Origin of the sequence: Streptomyces sp. MS191, from assembly GCF_008042125.1 — a bacterium.
Lineage (GTDB): Bacteria > Actinomycetota > Actinomycetes > Streptomycetales > Streptomycetaceae > Streptomyces.
On sequence record NZ_RDBI01000040.1, the window covers coordinates 392,910 to 419,027 of the forward strand.

24 protein-coding genes and 2 pseudogenes are annotated in these 26,118 nt (G+C 73.8%); 10 read left to right on the plus strand and 16 right to left on the minus strand.

The annotated features are described in order from the left end of the window. Window positions 1–264: 264 nt before the first annotated feature. The 3 genes from rplT to infC form a co-directional block, all read right to left on the minus strand. The gene (rplT, locus tag EAO71_RS08680; protein ID WP_114037952.1) at window positions 265–651 is read right to left on the minus strand and encodes a 50S ribosomal protein L20; all 387 of its coding nucleotides are present in this window, start codon (window positions 649–651) and stop codon (window positions 265–267) included. A 105-nt stretch (window positions 652–756) separates the two neighbouring features. Continuing rightward, the gene (gene rpmI, locus EAO71_RS08685) at window positions 757–951 is read right to left on the minus strand and encodes a 50S ribosomal protein L35 (RefSeq protein WP_019884943.1); all 195 of its coding nucleotides are present in this window, start codon (window positions 949–951) and stop codon (window positions 757–759) included. A gap of 123 nt (window positions 952–1,074) precedes the next feature. After that, a complete protein-coding gene (gene infC / locus EAO71_RS08690) occupies window positions 1,075–1,743 on the minus strand; it encodes a translation initiation factor IF-3 (protein ID WP_147977188.1) in 669 nt (222 codons plus the stop codon). Window positions 1,744–2,123: 380 nt separating this feature from the next. Here infC and EAO71_RS08700 point away from each other — a divergent pair, with 380 nt between their 5' ends. Continuing rightward, entirely contained in the window at window positions 2,124–2,483 is a 360-nt protein-coding gene (locus EAO71_RS08700) for a DUF1844 domain-containing protein (protein WP_147977189.1), read from the plus strand. 55 nt (window positions 2,484–2,538) lie between these two features. Here EAO71_RS08700 and EAO71_RS08705 read toward each other — a convergent pair whose 3' ends face one another. Continuing rightward, on the minus strand, window positions 2,539–3,273 hold the full coding sequence (locus EAO71_RS08705) for an SseB family protein (RefSeq protein ID WP_147977190.1): 735 nt from the start codon (window positions 3,271–3,273) through the stop codon (window positions 2,539–2,541). Between the two features lie 222 nt (window positions 3,274–3,495). Between EAO71_RS08705 and EAO71_RS08710 the strand changes: the two genes are divergently transcribed. Next, on the plus strand, window positions 3,496–4,323 hold the full coding sequence (locus EAO71_RS08710; protein ID WP_187282611.1) for a serine hydrolase: 828 nt from the start codon (window positions 3,496–3,498) through the stop codon (window positions 4,321–4,323). On the opposite strand, the gene mycP is transcribed toward EAO71_RS08710, so the two are convergent. Together mycP and EAO71_RS08720 are read right to left on the minus strand one after the other, a co-directional pair. Further along, window positions 4,289–5,485 (minus strand): type VII secretion-associated serine protease mycosin, encoded by a 1,197-nt coding sequence (mycP, locus tag EAO71_RS08715; protein ID WP_147977191.1) that lies wholly within the window; start codon window positions 5,483–5,485, stop codon window positions 4,289–4,291. The genes EAO71_RS08710 and mycP overlap by 35 nt on opposite strands. Further along, on the minus strand, window positions 5,482–6,180 hold the full coding sequence (locus EAO71_RS08720; RefSeq protein WP_261992061.1) for a hypothetical protein: 699 nt from the start codon (window positions 6,178–6,180) through the stop codon (window positions 5,482–5,484). Before EAO71_RS08720 ends, mycP begins: the two co-directional genes overlap by 4 nt. A gap of 675 nt (window positions 6,181–6,855) precedes the next feature. On the opposite strand from EAO71_RS08720, the gene EAO71_RS08725 reads away from it, so the two are divergent. Beyond that, a complete protein-coding gene (locus EAO71_RS08725) occupies window positions 6,856–8,058 on the plus strand; it encodes an amino acid deaminase/aldolase (protein WP_147977193.1) in 1,203 nt (400 codons plus the stop codon). A 45-nt stretch (window positions 8,059–8,103) separates the two neighbouring features. Here the strand turns inward: EAO71_RS08725 and EAO71_RS08730 are convergent, their stop codons facing one another. Both EAO71_RS08730 and EAO71_RS08735 read right to left on the minus strand, forming a co-directional pair. After that, window positions 8,104–9,039: a DUF2510 domain-containing protein gene (locus EAO71_RS08730; RefSeq protein WP_315986588.1), complete on the minus strand. Its 936-nt coding sequence runs from the start codon at window positions 9,037–9,039 to the stop codon at window positions 8,104–8,106. 42 nt (window positions 9,040–9,081) lie between these two features. Continuing rightward, a complete protein-coding gene (locus tag EAO71_RS08735) occupies window positions 9,082–10,362 on the minus strand; it encodes a haloacid dehalogenase-like hydrolase (protein WP_147977194.1) in 1,281 nt (426 codons plus the stop codon). A 149-nt stretch (window positions 10,363–10,511) separates the two neighbouring features. Between EAO71_RS08735 and EAO71_RS08740 the strand changes: the two are divergent. Further along, window positions 10,512–10,706: pseudogene (locus EAO71_RS08740) on the plus strand (SDR family oxidoreductase); the annotation flags it as partial. On the opposite strand, the pseudogene EAO71_RS08745 reads toward EAO71_RS08740, so the two are convergent. The 3 genes and pseudogenes from EAO71_RS08745 to EAO71_RS08755 all read right to left on the minus strand — a co-directional run. Beyond that, window positions 10,701–11,453: pseudogene (locus EAO71_RS08745) on the minus strand (3-oxoacyl-ACP reductase); the annotation flags it as partial. The pseudogenes EAO71_RS08740 and EAO71_RS08745 sit on opposite strands and share 6 nt — an antisense overlap. A gap of 5 nt (window positions 11,454–11,458) precedes the next feature. Then, window positions 11,459–12,823: an aldehyde dehydrogenase family protein gene (locus EAO71_RS08750; RefSeq protein WP_187282612.1), complete on the minus strand. Its 1,365-nt coding sequence runs from the start codon at window positions 12,821–12,823 to the stop codon at window positions 11,459–11,461. An 8-nt stretch (window positions 12,824–12,831) separates the two neighbouring features. Beyond that, window positions 12,832–14,202: a glutamine synthetase family protein gene (locus tag EAO71_RS08755; RefSeq protein WP_147977196.1), complete on the minus strand. Its 1,371-nt coding sequence runs from the start codon at window positions 14,200–14,202 to the stop codon at window positions 12,832–12,834. Window positions 14,203–14,280: 78 nt separating this feature from the next. Between EAO71_RS08755 and EAO71_RS08760 the strand changes: the two genes are divergently transcribed. The 3 genes from EAO71_RS08760 (at window position 14,281) to EAO71_RS08770 (ending at window position 17,413) form a co-directional block, all read left to right on the plus strand. Beyond that, entirely contained in the window at window positions 14,281–15,039 is a 759-nt protein-coding gene (locus EAO71_RS08760; protein ID WP_261992063.1) for a FadR/GntR family transcriptional regulator, read from the plus strand. A 180-nt stretch (window positions 15,040–15,219) separates the two neighbouring features. Further along, window positions 15,220–16,677 carry an ethanolamine permease gene (gene eat, locus EAO71_RS08765; protein WP_147977197.1) on the plus strand — a complete coding sequence of 486 codons (1,458 nt, stop codon included), beginning with the start codon at window positions 15,220–15,222 and terminating at the stop codon, window positions 16,675–16,677. A 46-nt stretch (window positions 16,678–16,723) separates the two neighbouring features. Continuing rightward, window positions 16,724–17,413 (plus strand): gamma-glutamyl-gamma-aminobutyrate hydrolase family protein, encoded by a 690-nt coding sequence (locus EAO71_RS08770; RefSeq protein WP_147977198.1) that lies wholly within the window; start codon window positions 16,724–16,726, stop codon window positions 17,411–17,413. A gap of 85 nt (window positions 17,414–17,498) precedes the next feature. Here the strand turns inward: EAO71_RS08770 and EAO71_RS08775 are convergent, their stop codons facing one another. Then, complete coding sequence (locus EAO71_RS08775; RefSeq protein ID WP_147977199.1) at window positions 17,499–18,428, minus strand: LysR family transcriptional regulator; 930 nt, start codon at window positions 18,426–18,428, stop codon at window positions 17,499–17,501. 70 nt (window positions 18,429–18,498) lie between these two features. Between EAO71_RS08775 and EAO71_RS08780 the strand changes: the two genes are divergently transcribed. After that, window positions 18,499–19,656, plus strand: a complete 1,158-nt coding sequence (locus EAO71_RS08780) for a TDT family transporter (protein WP_147977200.1) — start codon at window positions 18,499–18,501, stop codon at window positions 19,654–19,656. Here the strand turns inward: EAO71_RS08780 and EAO71_RS08785 are convergent. From EAO71_RS08785 to EAO71_RS08800, 4 genes are all read right to left on the minus strand, one after another. Next, complete coding sequence (locus tag EAO71_RS08785; protein ID WP_147977201.1) at window positions 19,583–20,302, minus strand: helical backbone metal receptor; 720 nt, start codon at window positions 20,300–20,302, stop codon at window positions 19,583–19,585. The genes EAO71_RS08780 and EAO71_RS08785 overlap by 74 nt on opposite strands. After that, entirely contained in the window at window positions 20,299–20,874 is a 576-nt protein-coding gene (locus EAO71_RS08790) for a helix-turn-helix domain-containing protein (RefSeq protein ID WP_147977202.1), read from the minus strand. The genes EAO71_RS08785 and EAO71_RS08790 overlap by 4 nt, the downstream gene beginning before the upstream one ends. A 189-nt stretch (window positions 20,875–21,063) precedes the next feature. Next, window positions 21,064–22,875 carry an ABC transporter permease/substrate binding protein gene (locus EAO71_RS08795; RefSeq protein WP_147977203.1) on the minus strand — a complete coding sequence of 604 codons (1,812 nt, stop codon included), beginning with the start codon at window positions 22,873–22,875 and terminating at the stop codon, window positions 21,064–21,066. After that, entirely contained in the window at window positions 22,868–23,947 is a 1,080-nt protein-coding gene (locus EAO71_RS08800; RefSeq protein WP_147977204.1) for a quaternary amine ABC transporter ATP-binding protein, read from the minus strand. Before EAO71_RS08800 ends, EAO71_RS08795 begins: the two co-directional genes overlap by 8 nt. 262 nt (window positions 23,948–24,209) lie before the next feature. On the opposite strand from EAO71_RS08800, the gene EAO71_RS08805 reads away from it, so the two are divergent. Together EAO71_RS08805 and EAO71_RS08810 are read left to right on the plus strand one after the other, a co-directional pair. After that, window positions 24,210–25,115 carry a 5'-3' exonuclease gene (locus tag EAO71_RS08805; protein ID WP_147979182.1) on the plus strand — a complete coding sequence of 302 codons (906 nt, stop codon included), beginning with the start codon at window positions 24,210–24,212 and terminating at the stop codon, window positions 25,113–25,115. A gap of 48 nt (window positions 25,116–25,163) precedes the next feature. Continuing rightward, window positions 25,164–26,000, plus strand: a complete 837-nt coding sequence (locus tag EAO71_RS08810; protein WP_147977205.1) for a siderophore-interacting protein — start codon at window positions 25,164–25,166, stop codon at window positions 25,998–26,000. Window positions 26,001–26,118 lie beyond the last annotated feature (118 nt).

Below are 26,118 nucleotides of genomic sequence, written 5' to 3' on the forward strand. Positions count from 1 at the left end.
CCCGTGCCACTGGCGGGGGCCGGAAGCGGCCTGGTGGTACCGCCCCGGCCCCGCACCGCGCGGGGACCGGCCGCCGTACGGCTGCGGTCTCCGGGCGCCGTACGGCCCGGGACCGGCGGCCGTCCGCGGGAGGCACGGGGGCCGGGCGCTCGTCCGAGGCCCGTGCCCGGTCCGGCCGTCACGCGGTGACGTGCTCCGAACGCGACCGGACCCGCAGGCCCGAAGGCCTGCGGGTCCGGTGCAGAAGATCTGCGGCCTGGAAGATCAGGCAGCGGCCTTCGGGGCGTTGACGTCGGACGGCAGAGCCTTCTGCGCGACCTCGACCAGCGCGGCGAACGCGTTGGCGTCGTTGACGGCCAGCTCCGCGAGGATCTTGCGGTCCACCTCGATGTTGGCGGCCTTCAGACCCTGGATGAGGCGGTTGTACGTCATGCCGTTCTGGCGGGCAGCGGCGTTGATGCGCTGGATCCACAGCTGACGGAAGTCGCCCTTGCGCTTCTTGCGGTCGTTGTAGTTGTAGACCAGGGAGTGGGTGACCTGCTCCTTGGCCTTGCGGTACAGGCGCGAGCGCTGACCGCGGTAGCCGGAGGCCGCCTCGAGGATCGCCCGGCGCTTCTTGTGGGCGTTGACTGCCCGCTTGACGCGTGCCACTTGTTAACTCCTTGTAGCGGGGCCGCGGTTGGACTCACACGACCCGGAAATGATGGGGGCCCGGACTGGGCCGGTGGTTCTCGGTCACCGAGAACCGGAGATCAGTCAGATGCCCAGCATCTTCTTGATCTTGGCCGCGTCGCCCGGGGCCATCTCCGCGTTGCCGGTGAGGCGACGCGTCAGCTTGGACGACTTGTGCTCGAGCAGGTGGCGCTTGCCGGCGCGCTCGCGCAGCACCTTGCCGGAGCCGGTGATCTTGAAGCGCTTCTTGGCACCGGAGTGCGTCTTGTTCTTCGGCATAGCGCCGTAGTCTCCTCGTCAGTGGCACTCCCCCGGTGCGGGCACCGGACAACCGGGAGCGTCAGTTCTTCGTTTGGTGGTTCCGGGCGAGGCCCGGGGCTGCCTGGAGGGCAGCCCCTCGGGTCACGCCTCGGGGTTCTCGACCGGCGCGTCGGCCGGAGCCTCGGCGGCCGGGGCCTCGACGGTCTCGGCGGTCTCGGCGTTGTCGTCGGAGGCAACGCCCTGACGCTCCGCCTTGCGTGCGGCCTGGGCCTCACGCGCCTCGGCCATGGCCTCGGTCTTCTTCTTGTGCGGGCCGAGAACCATGATCATGTTTCGGCCGTCCTGCTTCGGGTTGGACTCGATGAAGCCAAGCTCCTCGACGTCCGAAGCCAGCCGCTGCAGCAGCCGGAAACCAAGCTCGGGGCGGGACTGCTCACGACCACGGAACATGATCGTGATCTTGACCTTGTCGCCCTGCTTGAGGAACCGGACGACGTGACCCTTCTTGGTGTCGTAGTCGTGCGGGTCGATCTTCGGCCGGAGCTTCATCTCCTTGATGACCGTGTGCGCCTGGTTCTTGCGCGCCTCACGGGCCTTCATGGCCGACTCGTACTTGAACTTCCCGTAGTCCATGAGCTTGCACACGGGCGGACGGGCGTTCGCCGCGACCTCGACCAGGTCGAGGTCGTACTCCTGTGCGAGCTCCAGGGCCTTGGCAAGCGGAACAATCCCGACCTGCTCGCCGCTGGGACCGACAAGTCGCACCTCGGGAACGCGAATCCGGTCGTTGATGCGGGGCTCGGCGCTGATGGATCCTCCTCGGTAGCACCACGCGACCGCCTGGCGGACGGACGCGTAACGTCTGTTTCAGGTGACCAACCGCGCCGGTACATGAAAAATGCCCCGGACGGGACACAGGCGGGGCTCCACGGAAATACCGGAGCACCGCCGCGGTCAACCGCGGGGCGCACATCGGGCGGCTTCCATCGTCCGTACGGAACGATGGGCGCCGCCTGACCGGTGACCCGCCGCCCGTGAGAGCGGCCAGGTGGGAGATCGGAGCCTCCACTTGTGGGCCGGGCACACATGTGTCCGGCCGGTCGTTACACAAGGTTAGCACCGCTCGGAACGGTTCGCTAACCGAGGACTCACGCGACGGACGGGGACCGCCCCGGCTTATCGTGTGGGGCATGAGCGAAACGCCCCACACCGACTCCCCTGACTTCGACGACATGACCCGTGACATCGCGGAAGTCCCCGCGGTCGAGGTCATCGTGACCGTCGCGGTCAACCTGATGAGCGCCGCGGCCGTGAAGCTCGGACTGACCGAGGACGGCGAGGCCCACAAGGACCTCGACGAGGCCCGCAAGCTGGTGCACGCCCTCGCCGGCCTGCTGGACGCCGGCGCGACGGAGATCAGCTCCTTCCACGCGGCGCCGCTCCGGGACGGTCTGAAGTCCCTGCAGCTGGCCTTCCGCGAGGCCTCGATCATCCCCGACGAGCCGGGCCAGGGTCCGGGCGAGAAGTACACCGGGCCGGTCTACGGCTGACGACCCGAGCCGGGGCGGCCGGGCGCACCRCGCGYGGTGCGCCCGGCCGCCCCGGCTACTCCTTGACGTAGAAGGGCTCGCCCGGAGGCGTGGCCGAGGCCGGCAGCAGTGCCAGGTCGAGACCGCGCACCAGGCGGGCCCTCAGTGTCTCGTCGGCGGCCAGCGCGCGGGCCACCCGCTGGGCGGCCTCGGCGGGCGCGGCGTCCCCGGCCAGCACGAGGGCGAGGGTGCCGTCGGCGTCGCCCGGGCCCAGGTGCGCCCGCAGGACGGCCGGCTCGGCCGCGACGGCGGCGCGGACCGCTGCGCGGACGGCGGGGTCGTCCAGCGGGTCCGCGCTGGTACGGCCTTCCGCGAGGGCCACCAGCGCCGGCCCGGTCACCTGGTACGGCACGGGGCCGGCCAGGTCGAGGACCAGGGTGTCCGCCTTCTCGTGCGCGAGGGCCTGCAGGGCCTGGTGCAGCGGGACGGCGACCGGGCGTGCGGCCGGGTCCCACAGCGCGAGCGAGGCGATCGAGGTGAAGGCGGGCAGCGCGCGCCGGTCGCCCGCGGTGAGCGTCGGTACGGCCATGTCGCTGGACTTCTCGCTGCGCAGTCCCGTCACGGGGTCGACCTCGACCTCGCCGAGGACGGCGACGACCGGGACGAGCAGGCGGGCGGTGCCGAGCGCCTCCAGGACGGGGCCGTGGGCGGTCCGGTCCTCCGCCCACGCCGCGAGGGCCGCGGTGAGCCGGGGGTCGGCGGTGCCGTCGTCGTCGGAGAAGCCGGGGTCCGGAATGTTCTTGAGCGCCACGCGACGAGCCTAACCGGCCGGCGGCGGGGCCTCCCCCGGCGGGTGGCCGGCGGCGGGTGGCCGGCGGCGGGTGGCCGGCGCCGGACACGTGTCCGGCGCCGCCGCAGCAGAATGGTCGTGCCCGCCGGTGCGCCCGGTGGGCGGGCGCCGTGCCCGGACCGGGTGCGGGGCCGTCCGAGGCCGCCGTCCCGCCGCGGCCGCGCTTGCGGGGAGACGCCGGCAGTGACCGTACGAATGGATCTCGACGCCGTGCTCGCCGGGGCCGTGGCCCCGGTCGTCGCCGGGAGCGACGCCTCGCTCTCGGTCGCCGTGCTCGACCCGGCGAGCGGACGGACGGCCTCGTACGGCGGCGAGGGGCGGACCTACGACACCGCCAGCGTCGTCAAGGTCGACATCCTGGCCGCGCTGCTGCTGCGCGCGCAGGACGGGGGCCGGCGGCCGGCCCCGGCGGAGCTCGGGTGCGCCGCCGCCATGATCGAGCGCAGCGACAACGACTCCGCGACCACGCTGTGGCGGGCGATCGGCGGCCCCGAGGGCCTCGACGCGGCCAACGCCCGCCTCGGGCTCACGCGGACGACGGGCGCGCGGGCGTGGGGCCTGACCCAGACGACGGCGCGGGACCGGCTGGCCCTGCTGGCGGCGGTCTTCGGCACGGACTCGCCGCTGACTGCGGACTCCCGGGCGTACGTCGCCGGGCTGATGGAGCGGGTGGCCGCGGGTCAGGACTGGGGGGTCTCCGCGGCGGCGGACGGGCCGCGGGACACGGCGCTGAAGAACGGCTGGCTGCCGCGGGACGCGACCGGCCTGTGGGACGTCAACAGCATCGGGCGGATCACGGCGGGCGGACGCGTCCGGCTCGTCGCGGTGCTCTCCGACGGTCACCCGACCCGGGAGGCCGGGATCGCGCTGGTGGAGCGGGCGGCGRGGGCGGCGGTCTCGGCCCTGGTCACGACCGACGCGGCGGGCAGGACCGACGGAGCGGGCACGACCGGGGCGACGGGCGCGGACGGGGCGGTCAGCGGAACGGCTGGGGCGGGCGCGGGGCGCTGAGCCGTCCGCGCCACAGGACGACCGCGGCGGCGAGCAGCAGCGCGCCGAGGCCGCCGGCCGCCGGGGCGAGGAGCCCGATCGGCCGCCCCTCGTCGGCGGCGGGCTGCGGTCCGGGCCCGAAGTACTGCCCTCGGTAGCCGGCCGAGGCGTTCTTCGGGTCGGCCCCCTTGAGCCGGCCGCCCGCCTCGATCGCGGCGGCCGGGTCGACGGTGCCGTACCCCTTGGCGTCGCTCCGGCCGCCCTTGGGGCTGTTGCGGGCGGTGTCGACGAGCAGCTGCTTGACCTGGGCGGGCGTCAGGTCGGGGTGGGCGGAGCGGACGAGCGCGACGGCGCCGGACACGAACGCGGCGGCGGCGCTGGTCCCCCAGCCCTCGTAGTAGCGGCGGTCGGGGTCGGCGATGACGATGTCGACGCCGGGCGCGCTGACCGTGGCGTACCAGCGGCTGGTGGAGAAGGAGGCGTGGGTGCCGAAGCGGTCGACGGCGGTGACGGCGATGACGCCCGGGTAGGCGGCGGGGTACGAGACGTGGTCGCCCTTCTCGCCGCCGTTGCCGGCCGAGGCCACGACGGAGACGCCCTTGGCGAGGGCGTACTGGACGGCGGCGTCCTCCCCGGAGTCGGGGTGGGCGGACTTGGAGTCGTCGCCGAGGGACAGGTTGATGACGTCGGCCCCGTGATCGACCGCCCAGCGGATGCCTTCGGCGAGGGCGGTGCCCCGGGACTTGCGGGCCTTGTCCCGGGACTTGTCGGTGCCTTCGAGGATGACCCGGACGGGCAGGATCTTCACCTGGGGCGCGACGCCGAGGACGCCGTCCTCGCGGCCCGGGCCGTGGCCGTGACCGGCGATGATGCCGGCCATGGCGGTGCCGTGCCGGGCCCAGGCGCGGTCGCCTCGGGCGGCGCCGAAGCCGACGAGGTCGTTGCCGGGCAGGACGGAACCCTCGAGGTCGGGGTGTTCGGAGTCGACCCCGGTGTCGAGGACGGCGACGGTGACGCGCTCGCCCTGCGTGGTGCGCCAGGCCTCCTTGGTGTGCAGGGCGTCCAGGCCCCATTGGCGGGCGCGGATGGTGTCTGCGTACGCGGGGGTGGTGATCGCCGGGAGGACCGTGAAGGCGCTCGCGAGGAGCGCCGCGGAGAGGGCGCGGGTGCGGCGGCGGGTCACCGGTCGTTCTCCTTCGCCGCGGCGGTGGCCGCCTTGCGCAGCCCGCGTTCGACGCGGTCGGCGACGCCCTTGGCCTCGTGGCCGAGACCGGCCTGGGCGGGCGCGGTCGTCTGGCCGGCGGCCATGGCCTGGTCGGCGGGCTGGGGGGTGTCGACGCGGCGGCCGTCGGCGAAGCCGGAGACGGAGTAGACGACGACGGGCAGGTCGGGCAGTGCGCGCGTCCACCAGCTGGCGCGCTGTCCGTCACCGAAGCGGGCGGCGACGGTGCCCGGGCCGGCGAGCGCCGGAGGGAGGTCGGCCCCGATCCCGGAACCGAGGGCGCGCATGGCCGCGGGGTCGGCCTGGGTGAAGACCAGGCCGACGGTGATGACGCTGGAGGAGGTGGCGTCGGTGTACGTGGCGCGTACGACGCGGTCGCAGCCGACGGAGCGCAGGGAGGTGAGGACGCTCCGGGACAGCGTGGTGGTCGAGCAGGGGGCGTCCGGGGCGACCACGACCCGTGTCCAGGCGCGGGCGGCGGTGCCGGGACCCGCTCCCGGGCCCGCGAGTGTGCGGGGGAAGAGGGTGTCGACGGGGACGCTGTGCCACAGGGTCCTGGCCTCCTCGAAGCCCGTGGGCTCTTCGGGGCGGCCGGTGTCCGTGGCGGCGAGGACGGCTCCGGCGATCGCCCCGCCGATGAGCCCGACCCCGAGCACGAGGCACACCCCGGCCGCGACGATCCGCTTCGTGCGCCGCTCGCGTATGGGCCGGAGGCGCGTGGTGGTCTCGCCGGGCGTCTCGGGCGGCGCGGTGTACGGGCGGTAGGCGCCGTAGGTCCCGTAGGACTGCTCGGGATGCCGGTCGAACGGGACGGTGGAAGCGGGCCGCGGGTACGCCGTCTGCGGCGCGCCGGGCGCGGCGGAGCGTGCGTCGGCGACCGGCGCGGACCGGTCCGCCCGCGCGGGCGAGGGGGCGGGGTCGGTGTCGCGGACGGGGCGCAGCCGGGTGGTCGTCTCGACGGCGGGCGGCTCGGCCGGGCGCGGCGGGCGGCCGGGCGTGCCGGTGGCGGGCGCGGGGCCGGCGGAGCGCGGGCCGGGAGTGCGTCGGTGTCGCGGACGGGGCGCAGCCGGGTGGTCGTCTCGACGGCGGGCGGCTCGGCCGGGCGCGGCGGGCGGCCGGGCGTGCCGGTGGCGGGCGCGGGGCCGGCGGAGCGCGGGCCGGGAGTGCGGGGGAGCAGTGCGTCGGTGATGCGGGACGCGGGGTGGTGCGAGTCGGTCGTCATCCCCGTCCCCCTGGTCGTGCCGGCAATGCCCGTCACTCTACGGGCTGTTCCCCGCTGCACGGGAACCCAGGGGCTACCTCTCCGTAAACCGGTCTGGCAAGCTCGGGCCATGACTCCCCGCGCCGCCGACCGGGCCCGGTACGACCGGGCCACCGCCCACCTCGACGCGCCCGTGGCGATCGTCGACCTGGAGGCGTTCGACGCCAACGCCGACGACCTCGTCCGCCGGGCCGGAGGCAAGCCGATCCGGGTCGCGAGCAAGTCCGTGCGGTGCCGGGCGCTCCTGGAGCGGGTGCTCGCACGCGAGGGCTTCGCCGGGATCATGTCCTTCACGCTCGACGAGTCGCTGTGGCTGGCCCGGGCGGGCTTCGAGGACGTCCTCCTCGCCTACCCCTCCGCCGACCGTGCCGCCTTCGGCGCCCTGGCCGGCGACCCCAAGCTCGCCGCCGCCGTGACCGTGATGATCGACGACCCGGCGCAGCTCGACCTCGTCGACCAGGCCCGCGCGGGCGGCACCGAGGAGATCCGGGTCTGCCTGGAGCTGGACACGTCGCTCCGGATGCTGGGCGGCCGGGTACGCGTCGGGGCGCTCCGCTCCCCGCTCCGCGAGCCCGCGCAGCTGGCCGAGCTGGCCCGCTCGGTGGCGCGCCGCCCGGGCTTCCGGCTGGTCGGCCTCATGGCGTACGAGGGGCATGTCGCGGGGGTCGGGGACGCCGTCGCCGGACGGCCGCTGCGCTCCCGCGCGATCCGGCTGATGCAGTCCGCCGCCCGCAGGGAGCTCGCCGCGCGGCGGGCGGCCGTCGTCCGCGCCGTGCGGGCGGTGGCGCCGGATCTGGAGTTCGTCAACGGCGGCGGTACGGGCAGCGTGCAGCACACGGCCGCCGAGGACGCGGTGACGGAGATCGCCGCCGGTTCGGGTCTGTACGTGCCGCGGCTCTTCGACAACTACACGTCCTTCACCGGACGCCCGGCCGCCCTGTTCGCCCAGCCGGTGGTGCGCCGCCCCGGGGTCGGCGTGGTCACCGTGCTGGGCGGCGGGTACCCCGCGTCCGGGGCCGCGGGTCCGGACCGGCTGCCCGTGCCGTACCTGCCGGAGGGCCTGCGCTACGACCCGCAGGAGGGGCCGGGCGAGGTGCAGACGCCGCTCCTCGGCTCCCCCGCCGACGACCTGCTGATCGGCGACAAGGTGTGGTTCCGGCACGCGAAGGCCGGGGAGCTGTGCGAGCGCTTCGACAGCCTGCACCTGGTGGAGGGCGACCGGATCACCGCGACCGTGCCGACCTACCGGGGTGAGGGCCGCACCTTCCTCTGACACCCGGGCCCGGACCCCGGCCGGGGTCCGGGCGACCCGGACGGGTCAGGAGCGGGGGCTCATCGAGGTGCCGACGCCGCCGCTTGGGGCACTGCCGACGGGAAGGATGTTCTTCGCGATCTCGTCCATCGCGGCGAGCGGCGGACCGTCCGGGCCCGCGTCGAACGCGAAGCGCACGACGACCGGCGCCTCGCTGCCCGTCGGGGACGGGAAGACCAGCGACTGGACGTAGCCGCCGGGGCCCTTGCCGGTGGTGACCTGCCAGCGCACCAGGAAGCCGGTGCGCCCGGCGACGGCGACGGACTTGGCCGCGATCTCCTTGTGGGAGCGGATGCCGCCGTAGAGGTCGTTGCCGAGGACGTCCTCGTCGAAGGCGGCGACGGTGGCGAGCGGGATGTCCTCGCGGGCGATGGCCTCGGGCGTGGCGGCGGCGGTGCCGGTGGCCGTACGGGAGTTCACCGTGCCGTGCCGGCAGTCCTGGTCGGGCGCGCCGGGGCAGGGGTAGTCGCCGACGGTGGTGACGGTCGGGACGTCGCCGCCCCGGTACTCCGGCTTCTCCCAGCCCTGGACGATCGGCAGTGTGATGCCGTTGAGCTGGTCGGTGACGCGGGTGGCGTCCTCGGCGGTCGCGGTGGCGGACGGGGTGCCGCTCGTGGCCGGCGCCGGGGAACCGCTCGTGCTCGCCGCGGGCGGGCCGGACGTCACGGGGGCGTCCTCGTCGCCGCCGACGACGAGGACGGTGGCGACGATCGCCGCGGCCAGTACCACCGCCGCCGCCCCGAAGGCGACGGTCCGGCCACGACGGGCGGACGGCGCGGCGCCGGCCACCGGCATCGCGGTCGTCACCTGCGAGAAGCGGGTGTGCGCGGTCCAGGCCGTGCCGTCCCACCAGCGTTCGACGGTGGGCATCGCCGGATCCGGATACCAGCCTGGAGGTCCTCCCACGCCACCGGGCGTGGGAGGAGGGGTCGTCATGCTCATCCCGTCACCCTAGGGGGTGTCGTCGAAGCGGGGCCGTCCGGTTCATGAGCCGTACACGGAGTCCGTCTGGTCGGGCACGACGCTTCCGTCGGACCGCCGGACCGGTTGCGCCGTGCCGTCGGCGCCGGTGTAGCCGGTGGTGGCGCACGGATAGGGGGCGGCCTTCCGCTTCCTGGGCTCGATGAACATCGGGTTCACGATCCAGCGGCCGTCGGCGTTGTCGTAGGCGCGGCACATCAGTTCGTTCTTGTTCCGGTTGAGGACGAGCCGCAGGCCGGTCGCGTCGCGCAGGAAGGAGACGTCGGTGTCGGAGTCGCCGGCCGCGAACACCTGGCGCCGTGCGGCGGGCCCGACCCGCTCGGCGGCCGGGCCACGGACACCGAAGACCTCCTGGTTGATCCAGCAGCGTTTGCCGTCGATGTACGTGATCATCGTGTCCTCGCCGTCCCGTACTCCGCCGCAGCCGGCGAGGTGCGCGGTGAGTCTGCCGCGCTCGGTGGTGTTGCGGATGCCGAGGGTGCGCGAGGGCGCGATGCCGACGCCCTCGGCCCAGACCTCGACGACCGGTTCGGGTGAGGCGGAGGCGATCCAGACGTCGAAGCCGGCCGCCCGCAGGGTGCGGACCAGGTCGCGCTGCTGGTCGTAGTAGCGGACCCAGCCGGTGACCGTGCGGGTGCCGACCTGCCGGGTGGCGCCGACGGGAGCGGCGAGGTTCTCGGCGCGGGCGGCGCGGGCGAAGGAGGCGACCTGGTCACGGGTCCAGCCGCGCAGCAGCTGCGCGAGCCAGGCGTACTGGGGATCCGTCCGACGGTGGTCGAAGCCGGCGAACGCCGGGGCTCCCGCGGTGGTGGCGCCGTCCGCGTACACGGAGAGGATCTCGTCGGCGCAGCGGGAGTCGGTGCCGGTGGGCAGGGTGCGTGCCGGGCGGGCGGGGGCGGGACACGCCTCGGTGAGGGCGGTGGCCGCCCGCGGGGTGAGATGGCGGCTCGTGGTGGTCCAGTCCCCGTTCTCGGGCGGGCGGATGCGGCTGTTGCGGAGCAGCCAGTACATGGTGGCGTCGCCGACGTCGTTCTTGACGACCGTGTTGTCCCAGTCGAACACGGCGACGGGCCTGGTCCGTACCGTGCGGGCCCCGGCGGCGCAGTGGGTGTCGATCAGCCGCTGGAGCCGGGCGCGGTTGTCGCCGTACCAGCCCTCGGTGGTCCGCAGCGTGGGGCACGCGGCGGGCTTCGCCTGGGCCGGCAGGGCGGTGAGCAGGCCGGCGACGACGGCGGTCACGGCGGCGAGCACGGCCGGCCGGCGGATCGGATGGTTCACGAGCATGCTCCTGTTCTCTGCGGACGACATTCCGCGGACGACCTCTCCGCGCGGGACCTTTTCCGCGCGGGACCCTGCGGCGCGGGCCTCTCCGCGCACGACAGCCGGGCGCCTTGCGACGCCCGGCTGTCGTGCGCGGAGAGGCCCGCGCCGCAGGGTGCGTCCTCGCGATGTCCCGCGAGCTGGGCGTCCAGTTCGCCCGCGAGGGCATCCGGGTCAACGCGCTCTGCCCGGGGCCGGTCAACACCCCCCTCCTGCAGGAGCTGTTCGCCAAGGACCCGGAGCGGGCCGCCCGTCGCCTGGTGCACATCCCCGTCGGCCGGTTCGCCGAGGCGGAGGAGATCGCCGCCGTCGACGAGGAAGTCGGTGGCGTTGACGAACGAGGAGTCGTCGCTGGCGAGGAAGGCCACGGCGGCGGCGATCTCCTCCGCCTCGGCGAACCGGCCGACGGGGATGTGCACCAGGCGACGGGCGGCCCGCTCCGGGTCCTTGGCGAACAGCTCCTGCAGGAGGGGGGTGTTGACCGGCCCCGGGCAGAGCGCGTTGACCCGGATGCCCTCGCGGGCGAACTGGACGCCCAGCTCGCGGGACATCGCGAGGACGCCGCCCTTGGACGCGGTGTACGAGATCTGGCTGGTGGCTGCGCCCATGATGGCGACGAAGGACGCGGTGTTGATGATCGAGCCGCGGCCCTGCCGCCGCATGTAGGGAAGGGCGGCCTTGCAGCACAGGTAGACGGAGGTGAGGTTGACGTCCTGGACGCGCTTCCACGCCTCCAGGCCCGTGGTGAGGATGGAGTCGTCGTCGGGCGGCGAGATGCCGGCGTTGTTGAAGGCGATGTCGACGGAGCCGTAGGTGTCGAAGGCGGTCCTGAACAGTGCCTCGACCTGCTCGGGGTCGGTGACGTCGACCTTGACGAACGTGCCGCCGACCTCTTCGGCCGCGGCCTTGCCGGCGGTCTCGTCGATGTCGCCGCAGACGACCTGGGCGCCCTCGGAGGCCAGGCGGCGGGCGGTGGCGAGGCCGATGCCGCTGCCGGCCCCGGTGATGACGGCGGTCCGGCCGACGAGGCGGCGGCAGACGATCGAGTCGGTCATGTGATTCAGGCCTCCGTGCTTTCCGTGCTGATGAAGACGTTCTTGGTCTCGGTGAAGGCGGTCAGTGCGTCGGGACCGAGCTCCCGGCCGAGGCCGGACTGCTTGTAGCCGCCGAACGGGGTCCAGTAGCGGACGCTGGAGTGCGAGTTGACGGAGAGGTTGCCGGCGCGGACGGCGCGGGAGACCCGGAGGGCGCGTCCGACGTCACGGGTCCAGATCGAGCCGGACAGCCCGTACTCGGTGGCGTTGGCGAGCCGGACCGCGTCGGCCTCGTCGTCGAAGGGCAGGACGACCGCGACGGGGCCGAACACCTCCTCGACGGCGCACGGCGCGTCCTCGGCGACCTCGGTGAGGACGGTCGGCGGGAACCAGAAGCCGGGGCCCTCGGGTGCCTTGCCGCGGATGCCGGGGAGCGACTCGGGCACGTAGGCCCGGACGCGTTCCAGCTGGGCACGGGAGATGAGGGGACCCATCTGCGTGCGCTCGTCGGACGGGTCGCCGACGACGATCTCCTCGACGGCCGGGGTGAGCAGCTCCAGGAAGCGGTCGTACACGGACCGCTGGACGAGGATGCGGGTGCGGGCGCAGCAGTCCTGGCCGCTGTTGTCGAGGAAGGACATCGGGGCGGCGGCGGCCGCCGCCTCGATGTCGGCGTCGGCGAAGACGAGGTTGGGGCTCTTGCCGCCGAGTTCGAGGGTCACGCGCTTCACCTGGTCGGCGCACTTCGCCATGATGCTCTTCCCCACCCGGGTCGAGCCGGTGAAGACGATCTTGGCGATGCCCGGGTGCTCGACGAGCGCGTTGCCGGTGACCGCACCCTCGCCGGGCAGGACCTGGAGCAGTCCGTCCGGCAGTCCGGCCTCCCGGGCGAGTTCGGCCAGGCGCAGGGCGGTCAGCGGGGTGGTCTCCGCGGGCTTGAGGATCACCGCGTTGCCCGCCGCGAGAGCCGGGGCGAGTGCCCAGGCGGCGATCGGCATGGGGAAGTTCCAGGGCGCGATGACCCCGACGACGCCCAGGGGTTCGAGGATCGTGATGTCGAGGCCGCCGGCCACCGGGATCTGCCGGCCGTTGAGCCGCTCCACTCCCCCGGCGGCGAAGTCGAGCAGGTCGCGGACGTTGCCCGCCTCCCAGCGGGCGTTGCCGATCGTGTGGCCGGCCTCGCGGACCTCCAGCCGGGCCAGCTCCTCGACGTGGTCGTCGACCACCGCGGCGAAGCGTCGCAGGAGCCGGGCCCGGTCGGCGGGGGCGGCCGCGGCCCAGCCGCGCTGGGCGGTGGTGGCCCGGGCGACGGCTGCGTCGACGTCGGCGGGGGTGGCGGCGGGGACGGTCGCGACGACCTCTTCGGTCGCCGGATTGAGTACCTGGAGCAACTCTTTCCTCACATGCGTTCGAAGGAGCGGCGCAGCTCCCAGTCGGTCACCGCGGCGTCGTAGGCCTCGACTTCGACGCGGGCCATGTTGCGGTAGTGGGCGACGACCTCGTCGCCGAAGGCGGCCTTGGCGATCGGGCTGGTCTCCCAGAGCTCGGCGGCCTCGCGCAGGGTGGTGGGGACGTGGGCGTACTCGGCCGTGTAGGCGTTGCCGTCGCAGGCCGGGGGCAGTTCGAGGCGCTGCTCGATGCCGTACAGACCGGCCGCGACGAGTCCGGCGACGGCGAGGTGCGGGTTGACGTCTCCGCCGGGGAGGCGGTTCTCGAAGCGCATCGAGCGGCCGTGGCCGACGACGCGCAGGGAACAGGTGCGGTTGTCGACGCCCCAGGCGACGGCGGTGGGGGCGAAGGAACCGGGCTGGAAACGCTTGTACGAGTTGATGTGGGGGGCGTAGAGAAGGGAGAAGTCGCGCAGGGCGGCGAGCTGGCCGGCGAGGAAGTGCCGCATGACCTCCGACATCCCGTCCGGTCCGGCTCCGGCCATCACGTTGCGGCCGGGCTCGTCGACGGACTGGAGGGAGAGGTGGATGTGGCAGGAGTTGCCCTCGCGCTCGTTGTACTTCGCCATGAAGGTGAGCGAGACGCCCTCCTGGGCGGCGATCTCCTTGGCCCCGGTCTTGTAGACGGCGTGCTGGTCGCAGGTGACGAGGGCCTCGTCGTACTTGAACGCGATCTCGTGCTGGCCGGGGTTGCACTCGCCCTTGGCCGACTCCACGATGAGTCCGGCGCCGGCCATCTCGTTGCGGATGCGGCGCAGCAGCGGTTCGACCCGGCCGGTGCCGAGGACGGAGTAGTCGATGTTGTACTGGTTGACGGGGGTCAGGTTCCGGTAGTTCGCGTCCCAGGCCTGTTCGTAGGTGTCCTTGAAGACGATGAACTCCAGCTCCGTGCCGACGTGGGCGGTGTAGCCGTGTTCGGCGAGCCGTTCCAGCTGGCGGCGCAGGATCTGGCGGGGCGCGGCGACGACGGGCGATCCGTCGTTCCAGGCGAGGTCGGCCATGAGCATCGCCGTACCCTCGTTCCAGGGGACGCGGCGCAGGGTGGAGAGGTCGGGGTGCATGGCGAAGTCGCCGTAGCCGCGGTCCCAGGACGACATCTCGTATCCGTCGACCGTGTTCATCTCGGCGTCGACGGCCAGGAGGTAGTTGCATCCCTCGGTGCCGTGGCCGAGGACGTCGTCCAGGAAGAACGGGGCGGCGAACCGCTTGCCCTGGAGCCGGCCCTGCATGTCGGGGAAGGCCAGGACGACGGTGTCGATCTCACCGCTCGCGACGAGGGTGCGTAGCTCCTCGACGGAGAGCGGGGCTTTGCGGTCTGCCACGGGATTACTCCTCCTTCGGTCAGCCGGGAGCCATAAGGTATTGCCGAAGACCATTGCTTGGGAAGGGGAAACCGCAACGTGGCGAAGATCGGTGGCGGGACGGACGCCTGGGCGGACCTGCCGAACCTGCCGGACCGCCTGACGCCGGTGCTGAGGCCGGTGCGGGCGGGCAACGGTTTCGAGGAGGCCCTGGAGCAGATCCTCCAGGTGGTGCGGCTCGGTCTCGTGCCGGGCGGGGAGCGGCTGCCGGCGGAGCGGGAGCTCGCCGAGCGGATGGGGATCAGCCGGGTGACCCTGCGCGAGGTCCTGAAGGTGCTCCAGGAGCAGGGGCTCGTGGAGAGCCGGCGGGGCCGCTACGGCGGAACGTTCGTGCTGCACCGCCCGCAGACCGCCGACGAGGCCGAGCTGCGCCGCCGGATCGCCTCCGTCGACATGGAGGACGCGCTGCGCTTCCGCGAGGTGCTGGAGGTGGGCGCGGCCGGTCTGTGCGCGGCGCACGGGCTGACCGACGAGGGGGCGGCCCGGCTGCGGACGGCGCTCGCGGCGACGCACGACGCACCGTTGGCCGACTACCGGCGCCAGGACACGCTGCTGCACCTCACGCTCGCCGAGCTGTCCGGCTCGCCGACGCTGACCGCGCAGTACGCGGCGGTCCGGGCGACGGTGAACGACCTCCTGGACTGCATCCCGCTGCTCGTACGCAACCTGGAGCACTCGCAGCACCAGCACACCGCCCTGGTGGAGGCCGTGCTCGACGGCGACGCCGACGCGGCGCGCGAGGTGATGCGGGAGCACTGCGGGGGCACGGCGGCGCTGCTGCGCGGCTTCCTGACCTGACCGGCCCCGCGGCACCGGCACGCCGGGTCGGCGCCGTCGCGCGGGACGGGGCCGCGCGACGGGCTCCCCTCCCCCGCGTCCGCGTAACCCGAAAGTAACGCAAGGGGGTTGCGTTCCAGCCGACCCGGCGCAAAGGTATGGGACCAATCCATTGGGCCCGACGCGGGAGCTGACGCTGCCATGACGCTCGAAGACACGACCGGGAACAGCACGGGAAGCACCGCACCACCGCAGGACGACTACCTGGAGCGCCGGGCCCTGCGGCGCGGCAGCGCCGGCTGGCTGCTGCTCACCGGGCTGGGCGTCGCGTACGTCGTCTCCGGCGACTTCTCCGGCTGGAACATCGGACTGTCCAAGGCCGGCTTCGGCGGCCTGGCCGTCGCCACCGTCCTGATGGGCGCGATGTACGCGTGCCTCGTCTTCGCGCTGGCCGAGCTCTCCGCCATCCTGCCCACCGCGGGCGGCGGCTACGGCTTCGCCCGCCGGGCGCTCGGCACCTGGGGCGGCTTCCTCACCGGCACCGCCATCCTCATCGAGTACATCCTCGCCCCCGCCGCGATCTCCATCTTCATCGGCGACTACGTCGAGTCGCTCGGGCTGTTCGGCCTGGAGTCGGGCTGGCCGGTCTACCTGGCGTGCTTCGCGGTCTTCATCGGCATCCATCTGTGGGGCGTCGGCGAGGCGCTGCGCTTCAGCCTGGTCGTCACCGCGATCGCCGTCGCGGCACTCGTGATCTTCGCGCTCGGCGCGCTCACCGACTTCCACGTCGACGGGCTGAACGACATCCCGGTCGACGGCCAGGCGTTCGGCGCCAGCTCCTGGCTGCCGTTCGGGCTGCTCGGCATCTGGGCGGCGTTCCCCTTCGGCATGTGGTTCTTCCTCGGTGTCGAGGGCGTGCCGCTCGCCGCGGAGGAGGCCAAGGACCCGGTCCGCTCGATGCCGAGGGCGCTGGCCCTCTCGATGGGCATCCTGGCGCTGCTGGCCGTGGTGACCTTCTTCGCCGCGACCGGGGCGCGTGGCGCGGCGGCGATCCAGGAGGCCGGCAACCCGCTGGTGGTGGCCCTGCAGGGTGACGGGGAGCCGACCGCGCTCAGCCGGTTCGTGAACTACGCCGGGCTCGCCGGCCTGGTGGCCTCCTTCTTCTCCCTGATCTACGCCGGGTCCCGGCAGCTCTTCGCCCTGTCCCGGGCCGGCTACCTCCCCCGCTTCCTCTCGCTGACCAGCCGCCGCAAGTCCCCCTACCTGGGACTGCTGATCCCCGGCGCCATCGGCTTCGCCCTCGCCGCCGGCACCGGCGACGGCGCGCGGATGCTGAACATCGCCGTGTTCGGCGCCACCATCTCGTACGCCCTGATGGCGCTCTCCCACATCGTGCTGCGCCGGCGCGAGCCGGAGCTGCCCCGGCCGTACCGGACCCCCGGCGGCGTCGTGACCTCGTCCGTCGCCTTCGTGCTCGCGCTGGCGGCGCTGGTGGCGACCTTCCTGGTGGACAAGGACGCGGCGTTCATCGCGCTCGGGGTCTACGTGATCGCCCTGGCGTACTTCGCGTTCTACAGTCGACATCATCTGGTGGCCAAGGCGCCGGAGGAGGAGTTCGCCGCGCTGGCGGCGGCCGAGGCCGAACTCGAACGCGACTGACGCGCCCGCTCCGACCCCCGACGCTCTCTCCCCTGGAGGAACTCCCGTGACCAAGCCGCTCATCGGCGTGACGACCTACCTCGACCAGGCCCGCTGGGGGGTGTGGGACATGGCCGCCGCGCTGCTGCCTGCCCCGTACCCGCGGCTCGTCCAGGCGAGCGGCGGTCTCGCGGCGATGCTCCCGCCGGGCGACCCGGCCACGGCGGCGGAGGTGGTGGCCCGGCTGGACGGCGTGGTGGTCGCGGGAGGCGCGGACGTCGAGCCGGTACGGTACGGGGCCGCGCCCGACCCCCGCACCGGCCCGCCGGCCCGGGCCCGGGACGCGTGGGAGCTGGCTCTGATCGAGGCGGCGCTGGCCTCGGGAACCCCGCTGCTGGGCATCTGCCGCGGCATGCAGCTGCTGAACGTGGCCCTGGGCGGGACCCTGATCCAGCACCTGGACGGCCATGTGGAGGCCGTCGGCGTGATCGGCCGCCATACGGTGAAGCCGGTCCCGGGCACGCTCTACGCCTCCCTGGCGCCGGAGCTCGCCGAGGTGCCGACCTACCACCACCAGGCCGTCGACCGGCTGGGCCGCGGGCTGGTCCCGTCGGCGTACGCCGAGGACGGCACGGTGGAGGCGGTGGAACTGGCCGAGCCGGCATGGGCGCTGGGCGTCCAGTGGCACCCGGAGATGGGCGAGGACCTGCGCGTGATGGAGGGCGTGGTGCGCGCGGCCGGCGCCGCTCGCCGCTGAGGACCGCCTCCGGGGCCGGGCCGTGGCACGGCCCCGCGGGTCCGGCGTCGTACCGGCTCGGCGCGGCCGGCTCGAACCTGCGGGCTCAGCCGCGGGTCAGGGAGAGCAGGTCGCGGGCCGGACCGGTGGGCCGGTGCCCGGCGGGCCAGACCGCGCGCAGGTCGCGCCGCAGCTCCACTCCCGCGACCGGCACCTCGACCAGGCGACGGGAGGCCAGTTCCTCCGCCACGGCCAGCTCGCTCAGGACGGCGGGGCCCGCGGCGCTGACCGCCGCCGCCTTCACGGCGGTGGTGGAGGCCAGTTCGAGCAGCGGCTGTGCCAGGCCGCCGTGGGCGGCGAGCGCGGAGTCGAGGACCTGGCGGGTGCCCGAACCACGTTCCCGCAGGATCAGCGGCGTGCCCGCCAGCTCGCCGGGGTCCAGCGGCGCGCGGCGCCGGGCCCACGGATGCGACGGCGCGGTGACCACGGCGAGCCGGTCGTGGGCGACGACCGCGCCGTCCAGCCCCGCGGGGACCGCGAGACCTTCCACGAAACCCAGGTCCGCCTCGTCGCCGAGCAGCCGCGCGGCGACCGCCGCCGAGTTCCCCGCGAGCAGGGACACGGCCGTGTCGGGCCGCTGGCCGCGCAGCGCGATGAGCCAGCCGGGCAGCAGGTACTCGGCGATCGTCATGGACGCGGCCACCCGGAGCCGCGAGTCCCGCCGGCCCCGCAGGGCCTGCGCCCCCGCGTCGAAGGCCTCCGCCGCCTCCACGATCCGGCGGGCCCAGTCGGTCACCAGGGCCCCGGCGTCGGTCAGCCGCGAGCCGCGCGGCGAGCGGTCCACCAGCGCCACGCCGAGCTGCCGCTCCATGGACCGGATCCGGCTGCTCGCGGCGGGCTGGGTGATCCCCACCTCGCGGGCCGCGCGGCCCAGACTCCCGTGACGGGCGACGGCCAGCAGCAGTTCGAGCGCGCCGAGGTCCGGGACCCGGTGGGAGAGGGGTGCTGCGGACACGGAGGACGGCTCACTGCTCATAAAGCCAGCTTATGACGTCATAGCCACAAGATCCCTGGTGGGTCACCGGGATCCGGACGACGGTGGGGGCATGGCAACCCTCGCACCATCCCGCCCGGCCCTCCGCGCCACCACCCCCGGCGCACGGTCGGTCCCGGTCCGTCACCTCGGCCCCCAGTGGTACGCCCCGGTGATGGGCACCGCCATCGTCGCCAACGCGGGAGCCGCGCTCCCGGTGGACGTCCCCGGTCTGCGGACCGCCTGCACGGCGGTCTGGGCGCTCTCCCTGGCGATGCTCCTGGCCGTGCTGGCCGCCCGCGCCCTGCACTGGGCCCACCACCGCGACCAGGCCCGCGCGCACCTGCTGGACCCCGCCGTCGCGCCGTTCTACGGCTGCCTGTCGATGGCGCTGCTCGCGGTCGGCGGCGGCACGCTGCTGGTGGGCCGGGACTGGATCGGGCTGCCCGCCGCCGTGGCGGTCGACGCCGTCCTGTTCACGGCGGGTACGGCGATCGGCCTGGCGGCCGCCGTGGGGATCCCGTACCTCATGATCGTGCACTACCGGATCGAGGGCGCGGCCCCGGTCTGGCTCCTGCCGGTGGTGGCGCCGATGGTCTCGGCGGCGCTCGGACCGCTGCTGCTTCCGCACCTGCCCGCCGGGCAGGCCCAGCAGTCGCTGCTGATCGCCTGCCACGCCCTGTTCGGCTTGAGCCTGCTCGCCACCCTCGTCATGCTCCCGCTGGTGTTCGGCCGGCTCGTCACGGGCGGGCCGCTGCCCCTCGCGCTCACCCCCACGCTGTTCCTGGTCCTCGGCCCGCTGGGCCAGTCGACCACCGCCGCGAACAAGTTCGCCGACGCGGCCCCCGGAGTCCTGCCCGAGCCCTACGCCCACGGCTACGCGGCCTTCGCCGTCCTGTACGGCGTCCCGGTGACGGGCTTCGCGCTGCTGTGGCTCGCGCTCGCCGGCGCGATGGTGGTGCGGGCGCGGCGCCGGGGCATGGGATTCGCGATGACCTGGTGGGCCTTCACCTTCCCGGTCGGTACCTGCGTGACGGGCGCCGAGGGCCTGGCCGGGCACACCGGGCTGGCGGGGCTGCGGTGGCTCGCGGTCGGCCTGTACGTGTTCCTGCTCGCGGCCTGGCTGGTGGCCGCCCGTCACACGGTGCGCGGGCTGGTCAGCGGCGCGCTGCTCGCAGCGCCCGCCGCAGCTCGCCCGGAGCCTCGGCCAGCGACGGCCCGTACCAGGTGAGCAGACGGCCGTCCACGAGCGCGGCGGCGGTCCCGGGGAACGCCTCGGGACCGTCGTCGGCCGTGAAGCGGTAGGGCTCGTCGGGCAGGACGACGAGATCGGCACCGGCGGCGCCGAGTTCGTCGAGGGAGACGCGGGGGTAGCGCTCGGCGTGATCGGCGTACAGGTGGCGGACCCCGAGCCGGGCGAGCAGGTCGCCGGCGAAGGTGTCGCGGCCGAGCACCATCCAGGGGCGCCGCCAGATCGGCACGATCGCGGTCACCGGCGGGCCGTCCGGTTCCACGGCGGCCCAGGCCTCCTCGGCCCGGTCGAGCCAGCCGGGCCTCGACGGCACGCCGCACGCCCGCAGGACCCGGTCCAGCTCGCGGAACGCCTGGTCCAGCGTGCGCACCTCGGTCACCAGGACGTCGACGCCGGCCGCGCGCAGGGCGGCCAGGTCGGGAGCGCGGTTCTCCTCCTCGTTGGCGATCACGAGGTCGGGCCGCAGGGCCGTGATCGCGGCGACGTCCGGGTTCTTGGTGCCCCCGATCCGGGCCGCGTCGAGGCCGGCCGGGTGGGTGCACCAGTCGGTGACCCCCACCAGCAGGCCGGGGGCGGTGACGGCGACGGCCTCGGTCAGCGACGGGACGAGGGAGACGACCCTCATGCGTCACCGGCCACGATGTGCTCGGCGACCGCGACGACCAGGAGGCGGGTGCCCGGCTCGGTGGCGCGCCACCGGTGGCGTACGCCGCCGGAGAGGAACAGCGTGTCGCCGCGTTCGAGCCGGTACGCGCGTCCCTCGGCCTCGACCTCGGCGGAGCCGTCGGCGACGTACAGCAACTCGTCGTTGCGGTGCACGAATTCACGGCCGGCGTCGCGCTCGCCGGTGAACTCCCGGGCGTGCAGCTGGTGCCGGCCGCGCACCAGGGGGCGTACCCCGGCGGGCCGGATCCCGGGCTCGTCCTCCAGCGCGTCGTCCAGGACCTCCTCGGCGCGCACGACGTCGACGGTGCGGGCGGACTCGGCGGACGCGAGCAGTTCGGCGGCCGTCGTCTCCAGCGCCTCCGCGACGAGCTGGAGCGACCGCATGCTGGGGCGGGCCCGCTCGTTCTCGACCTGACTGAGGAAGGGCACGGACAGGCCGCTGCGCGAGGCGACGACGGCCAGGGTGAGGTGGAGGGCTCTGCGGCGCCTCTTGACGGCCGCGCCCACGCGGAGTGATTCCTTGTCGTCCATGACCGCTCCTCCCCGTGTCGCGTGCGTCGGGCGTACTGATCGGTTACCTGAACCTTACGCAGCTTTGGGGCAGGGTTTCGCGTCGTGGCGAAAAGGGGCGGTCGCCGAACACTTTCGGCGACCGCCCCTTCTCGGTGCGGAGTCGGATCGGAGGCGGACCGGAGCCGGCAACTCTCCGTCCGCGCCCCGTCACTGAGGCGTGAGCTTCTCCGCGAGGCCGGGGTTCTTCGCCAGCCAGCCGCGGACGGCCTCCTGCTCCTTGCCCTTGCCGCCCTGCTGGATGGCGGCCTCCAGGTCGGTGAGCTGCTTCTCGGTCATCCTGAAGTCCTTGAGCCAGGCGCCGACCTCGGGGTTGTCGGCGGCGAAGCCCTTGCGGGCCAGGGTGTGGACGCCGTCGCCCTTGCCCCAACTGCCCTTCGGGTCCTTCAGCTTCTTCAGGTCGTAGGCGGAGTACGCCCAGTGCGGCGACCACAGCGTGACGACGACCGGTTCCTTCTTGTCGTACGCGCGCTTCAACTCGGCGAGCATGCCCGGCGTGGAGCCGTCGACGACCTTGTACTCGCCCTTGAGGCCGTAGTCGTTCAGGACCTTGTCCTTGAGGATGCCCATCATGCCGGCGCTGGGCTCGATGCCGACGATGCGGCCCTTGAACTGTCCGGCCTTGCCCTTCAGGTCGTCGAGCGAGTCGACCCCCTTCATGTAGGAGGGCACGGACAGTTCGAGCGAGGTCGGCCCGTACCAGGAGCCGAGGTCCTCGAGCTTGTTGCGGTACTTCTCCCAGTACTGGGCGTGGGTGACCGGGAGCCAGGAGTCGGTCTGGAAGTCGATCTGGCCGCCGGCGAGACCGGTGTAGAGGGCTCCGGCCTCCAGTTGCTGGGTCTCGACCTCGAAGCCGCGCCGCTCCAGGAGTTCCTTCCACAGGAAGGTGGAGGCGATGCCCTCGTCCCAGGGGATGTAGCCGAGGCTGACCTTCTTGCCCTGGCCGATGTCCTTGCCGCCGTCGGCGGTGGGACCGGACTGCTTGCCGGCGCCCAGGAAGCCCATGCCGCCCGCGACGAGCGCCAGGACGACCACGCCGACCAGCGCGGTGACCGGCTGCGGACGGTGGCTCCAGATCTTCGCGCCGGCCCGGGCGGCGACCGCGGCGCGAGCCTTGGCGAGCGCCCGGCGGCCGAGCGGCGAGACCTGACGCCCCAGGGCGCCGGTGATCCGGTCCAGGTACATGGCGAGGATGACGATCGAGATGCCCGCCTCGAAGCCGAGGCCGATGTCGACGTTGCCGATGGCGCGGTAGACCGCGCCGCCCAGCCCGCCGCCGCCGACCATGCCGGCGATGACGACCATGGACAGGCCCAGCATGATGACCTGGTTGATGCCGGCCATGATCGTCGGCACGGCGAGGGGCAGCTGGACGCGCAGCAGGGTGGCCCGGGGGGTGGTGCCGAACGCCTCGGCCGCCTCGACGAGTTCGCCGTCGACCTGGCGGATGCCGAGCTCGGTCATCCGCACGCCCGGGGGCAGGGAGAAGACGATGGTGGCGATGATGCCGGGCACCACGCCGACGCCGAAGAAGATGATGCCGGGGATGAGGTAGACCATCGCCGGCATGGTCTGCATGAAGTCCAGCACGGGGCGCAGCACGGCGCTGACCGTCTTGGAGCGGGCCGCCCAGATGCCGAGCGGGACCGCGATCACCAGCGTGACCAGGGTCGCGACGAGGACGAGGGAGAGGGTCGACATGGCGTCGTCCCACAGCTCGATGGAGTCGACCAGCGCGAAGCCGACGAAGGCGAGCGCGCCCGCCGTCAGGCCGCGCAGCCACCAGGCGACGACGGCGAGGATGCCGGCGAAGAGGAGCGGCTCGGGCGCGGAGAGGACCGCGTCGATGCCGTCGTAGAGACCGGTGACCACCGTGGTCACGGCGTCGAAGAGCCAGGAGAGCTGGGCCTGGAGCCAGTCGACGGCGCCGTCGACCCACTGGCCGAGGGGGATCCTAGGCATGGGCCGGCTCCTTGTCCGCGCCGGGGGCGTCGCAGGCGGCGGGCGGCCGCTCCTCGTCGCCGATGACACCGATCAGACGGGACTGCGGCACGACGCCCAGGAGGGTGCCGTCGGCGTCCTTCACGGCCACCGGGTGCGGGACGCGGGCGCTGACGGCGCAGAGGTCGGCGACGAGGGTGTCGGGGCCGACGGTCTCGCAGCCGCAGGCGTCCGCGTCGCCGGGGCGGTCGGCGTCCGTCATGACGGCGGAGGCCGTGAGCACACGGGTGCGGTCGACGTCCTGGATGAAGGAGGCGACGTAGTCGTTGGCGGGGCGGACGAGGATGTCCTCGGCGCTGCCGAGCTGGACGATCCGGCCGTCGCGCATGACCGCGATCCGGTCGCCCAGCCGCATGGCCTCGTTGAGGTCGTGGGTGATGAAGACGATGGTCTTCTTCAGCCGCTTCTGCAGCTCCAGCAGCTGGTCCTGCATGTCGCGGCGGATCAGCGGGTCGAGCGCGCTGAAGGACTCGTCCATGAGGAGCAGGTCGGCGTCGGTGGCGAGCGCGCGGGCCAGGCCCACGCGCTGCTGCATGCCGCCGGACAGCTCGTCCGGCCAGGACTTCTCCCAGCCGGCCAGGCCGCACAGCTCCAGGGCCTCGGCGGCGCGGGCCTCGCGCTCGGCGCGCGGGACCCCCTGGACCTCCAGGCCGTAGGCGGCGTTCTCCAGGACGCTGCGGTGCGGGAAGAGCGCGAAGTGCTGGAAGACCATGCTGATCTTCGTGGACCGCACGGTGCGCAGGTCGCGGGGGCTCAGCGCGGTGAGGTCCCTGCCGTCGAACAGCACCCGGCCCGCGGTGGGCTCGAGGAGGCCGTTGAGCATGCGCAGGAGGGTGGACTTGCCGGATCCGGACAGACCCATCACGACGAAGATCTGGCCGGGGTCGACGACGAACGACGCGTCGATCACCGCGGCGGTCGTCCCCTCGGCACGCAGCTCGTCTCGGTCGGCGCCGTCGGCGAGCTTCCGGACGGCGTCGTCGGGTCGTCTGCCGAACACCTTGAACAGGTGGTCGGCCTGGAGCCTGGACACATACACCTCACGCGTTGGAACGAGAAACGGCCCGCCACCCCCGCAGCCGGGCCGTGGAGCGGGGCGGGTTCGGCCCGCTTCTCTCCCGCGCACGGCGATCCGTTCGTCGAATCGCGTACCGGGGTCCGCTCCGGGCTCGCGCCTGCCCGGGCCCCGGGAGGGCAAACGCGAAGGTGACCGGGGTCACGCCCGGAGTGCGGAACCGTCGTTCGGGCCCGGTGTCCGTGGGGTGCGGCATGATCGGGGTGTGACCCGACGCCTGATGCTCCTCGACACCGCTTCCCTCTACTTCCGCGCGTACTTCGGCGTGCCGGATTCGGTACGGGCCCCGGACGGCACCCCGGTGAACGCCGTGCGGGGGCTGCTGGACTTCATCACCCGGCTCGTCCAGGACCACGGCCCGGACGATCTGGTGGCCTGCATGGACGCCGACTGGCGCCCGCAGTGGCGGGTGGACCTGATCCCCTCGTACAAGGCCCACCGGGTGGCCGAGGAGACGGAGGTCGGACCGGACGAGGAGGAGGTCCCCGACACGCTGGCCCCGCAGGTGCCGATCATCGAGGACGTCCTGGACGCGCTCGGCATCGCCCGGGTGGGGGTCGCCCCGTACGAGGCGGACGACGTCATCGGGACGCTCGCCGGGCGGTCGGCCGGGCCGGTGGACATCGTCACCGGGGACCGCGACCTCTTCCAGCTGGTGGACGACGCGCGCGGGGTGCGCGTGCTCTACCCGCGCAAGGGCGTGGGCGACTGCGACCTCGTCGACGGCGAGCTGATCCGGACCAAGTACGGGGTGCGGGCCGACCAGTACGCCGACTTCGCGGCCCTGCGCGGCGACGCCAGCGACGGGCTGCCCGGGGTCAAGGGGATCGGCGAGAAGACCGCCGCGCAGCTGATCACGGAGTACGGGGACCTCGCGGGTGTCCGCGCGGCGGCCGAGGACCGCACGTCGCGACTGACCCCGGCCAAGCGGCGGGGCATCGTGGAGGCCGCCGCGTATCTCGACGTGGCCCCCAAGGTCGTCCGGGTCGCCGGCGACGTCCCGCTGCCCGCCTTCGACCCGGCGCTGCCGGGCGGTCCGCGGGATCCGGCGGCGCTGGAGGAGCTGGTGGCCCGCTGGGGCCTGGGCGGTGCGGTGGGGCGGCTCCTCACCGTCCTCACCCGTTGAGGTGCTAGCTTAGGTAAACCTAAGTTCTCGAAGTCAGGGGAGACCGTCGTGGCAGAGCAGCCGGCGCGCAAGGCACCGAAGGCCCACGAGGCGCGGGTGGTGCGCACGGAGCGGATCACCCCGCACATGGTGCGTGTGGTGCTGGGCGGGGACGGGCTCGACGCCTTCACCGTCGGCGAGCACACGGACCACTACGTGAAGCTGCTCTTCGCGCCGGAGGGAGTGAGCTATCCGGAGCCGTTCTCGATGGAGCGGATCCGCGAGGAGTTCCCGCGCGAGCAGTGGCCGACGACGCGGACCTACACGGTGCGCGCCTGGGACCCGGTCCACCGCGAGCTGACCGTCGACTTCGTGGTCCACGGCGACGAGGGCCTGGCGGGACCGTGGGCGGCGGGGGCGCGGGCCGGCGACGTCATGCGCTTCCTCGGTCCGGGCGGCGGCTACGCGCCGGACCCGGCCGCGGACTGGCACCTGCTCGTGGGCGACGAGAGCGCTCTGCCGGCCATCGCGGTCGCGCTGGAGCGCCTGCCCGAGGGGGCCGTGGTCCACGCGTTCGTGGAGGTCGCCGACGCCGGCGAGGAGCAGAAGTTCGCGACGGCGGCGGGCGTCGAGGTGACCTGGCTCCACCGGGGCTCGCGCCCGGCCGGCGAGGCCCTGCTGGAGGCGGTCCGGAACCTGGACTTCCCGCCCGGCGACGTCCACGCCTTCGTGCACGGCGAGGCGGGCTTCGTGAAGGACCTCCGCAAGCATCTGCGCCTGGAGCGCGAGGTGGCCCGGGACCGGCTGTCCATCTCGGGTTACTGGCGCGCGGGCAAGACCGACGAGGCCTGGCGCGCGATCAAGCGCGAGTGGAACGACCAGGTGGAGCGCGAACAGGAGTCCTGAGCGGACGGCGCCGCGCGGCGGGTGGCCGTGGCCACCGGGGGAGGCGCCTGCGCCGGCGGGCGCACCGGACCCGCCGCCTCCGGCCCTCGCCCTGCCCGGCCGCCCCCGGCCCTGGCCC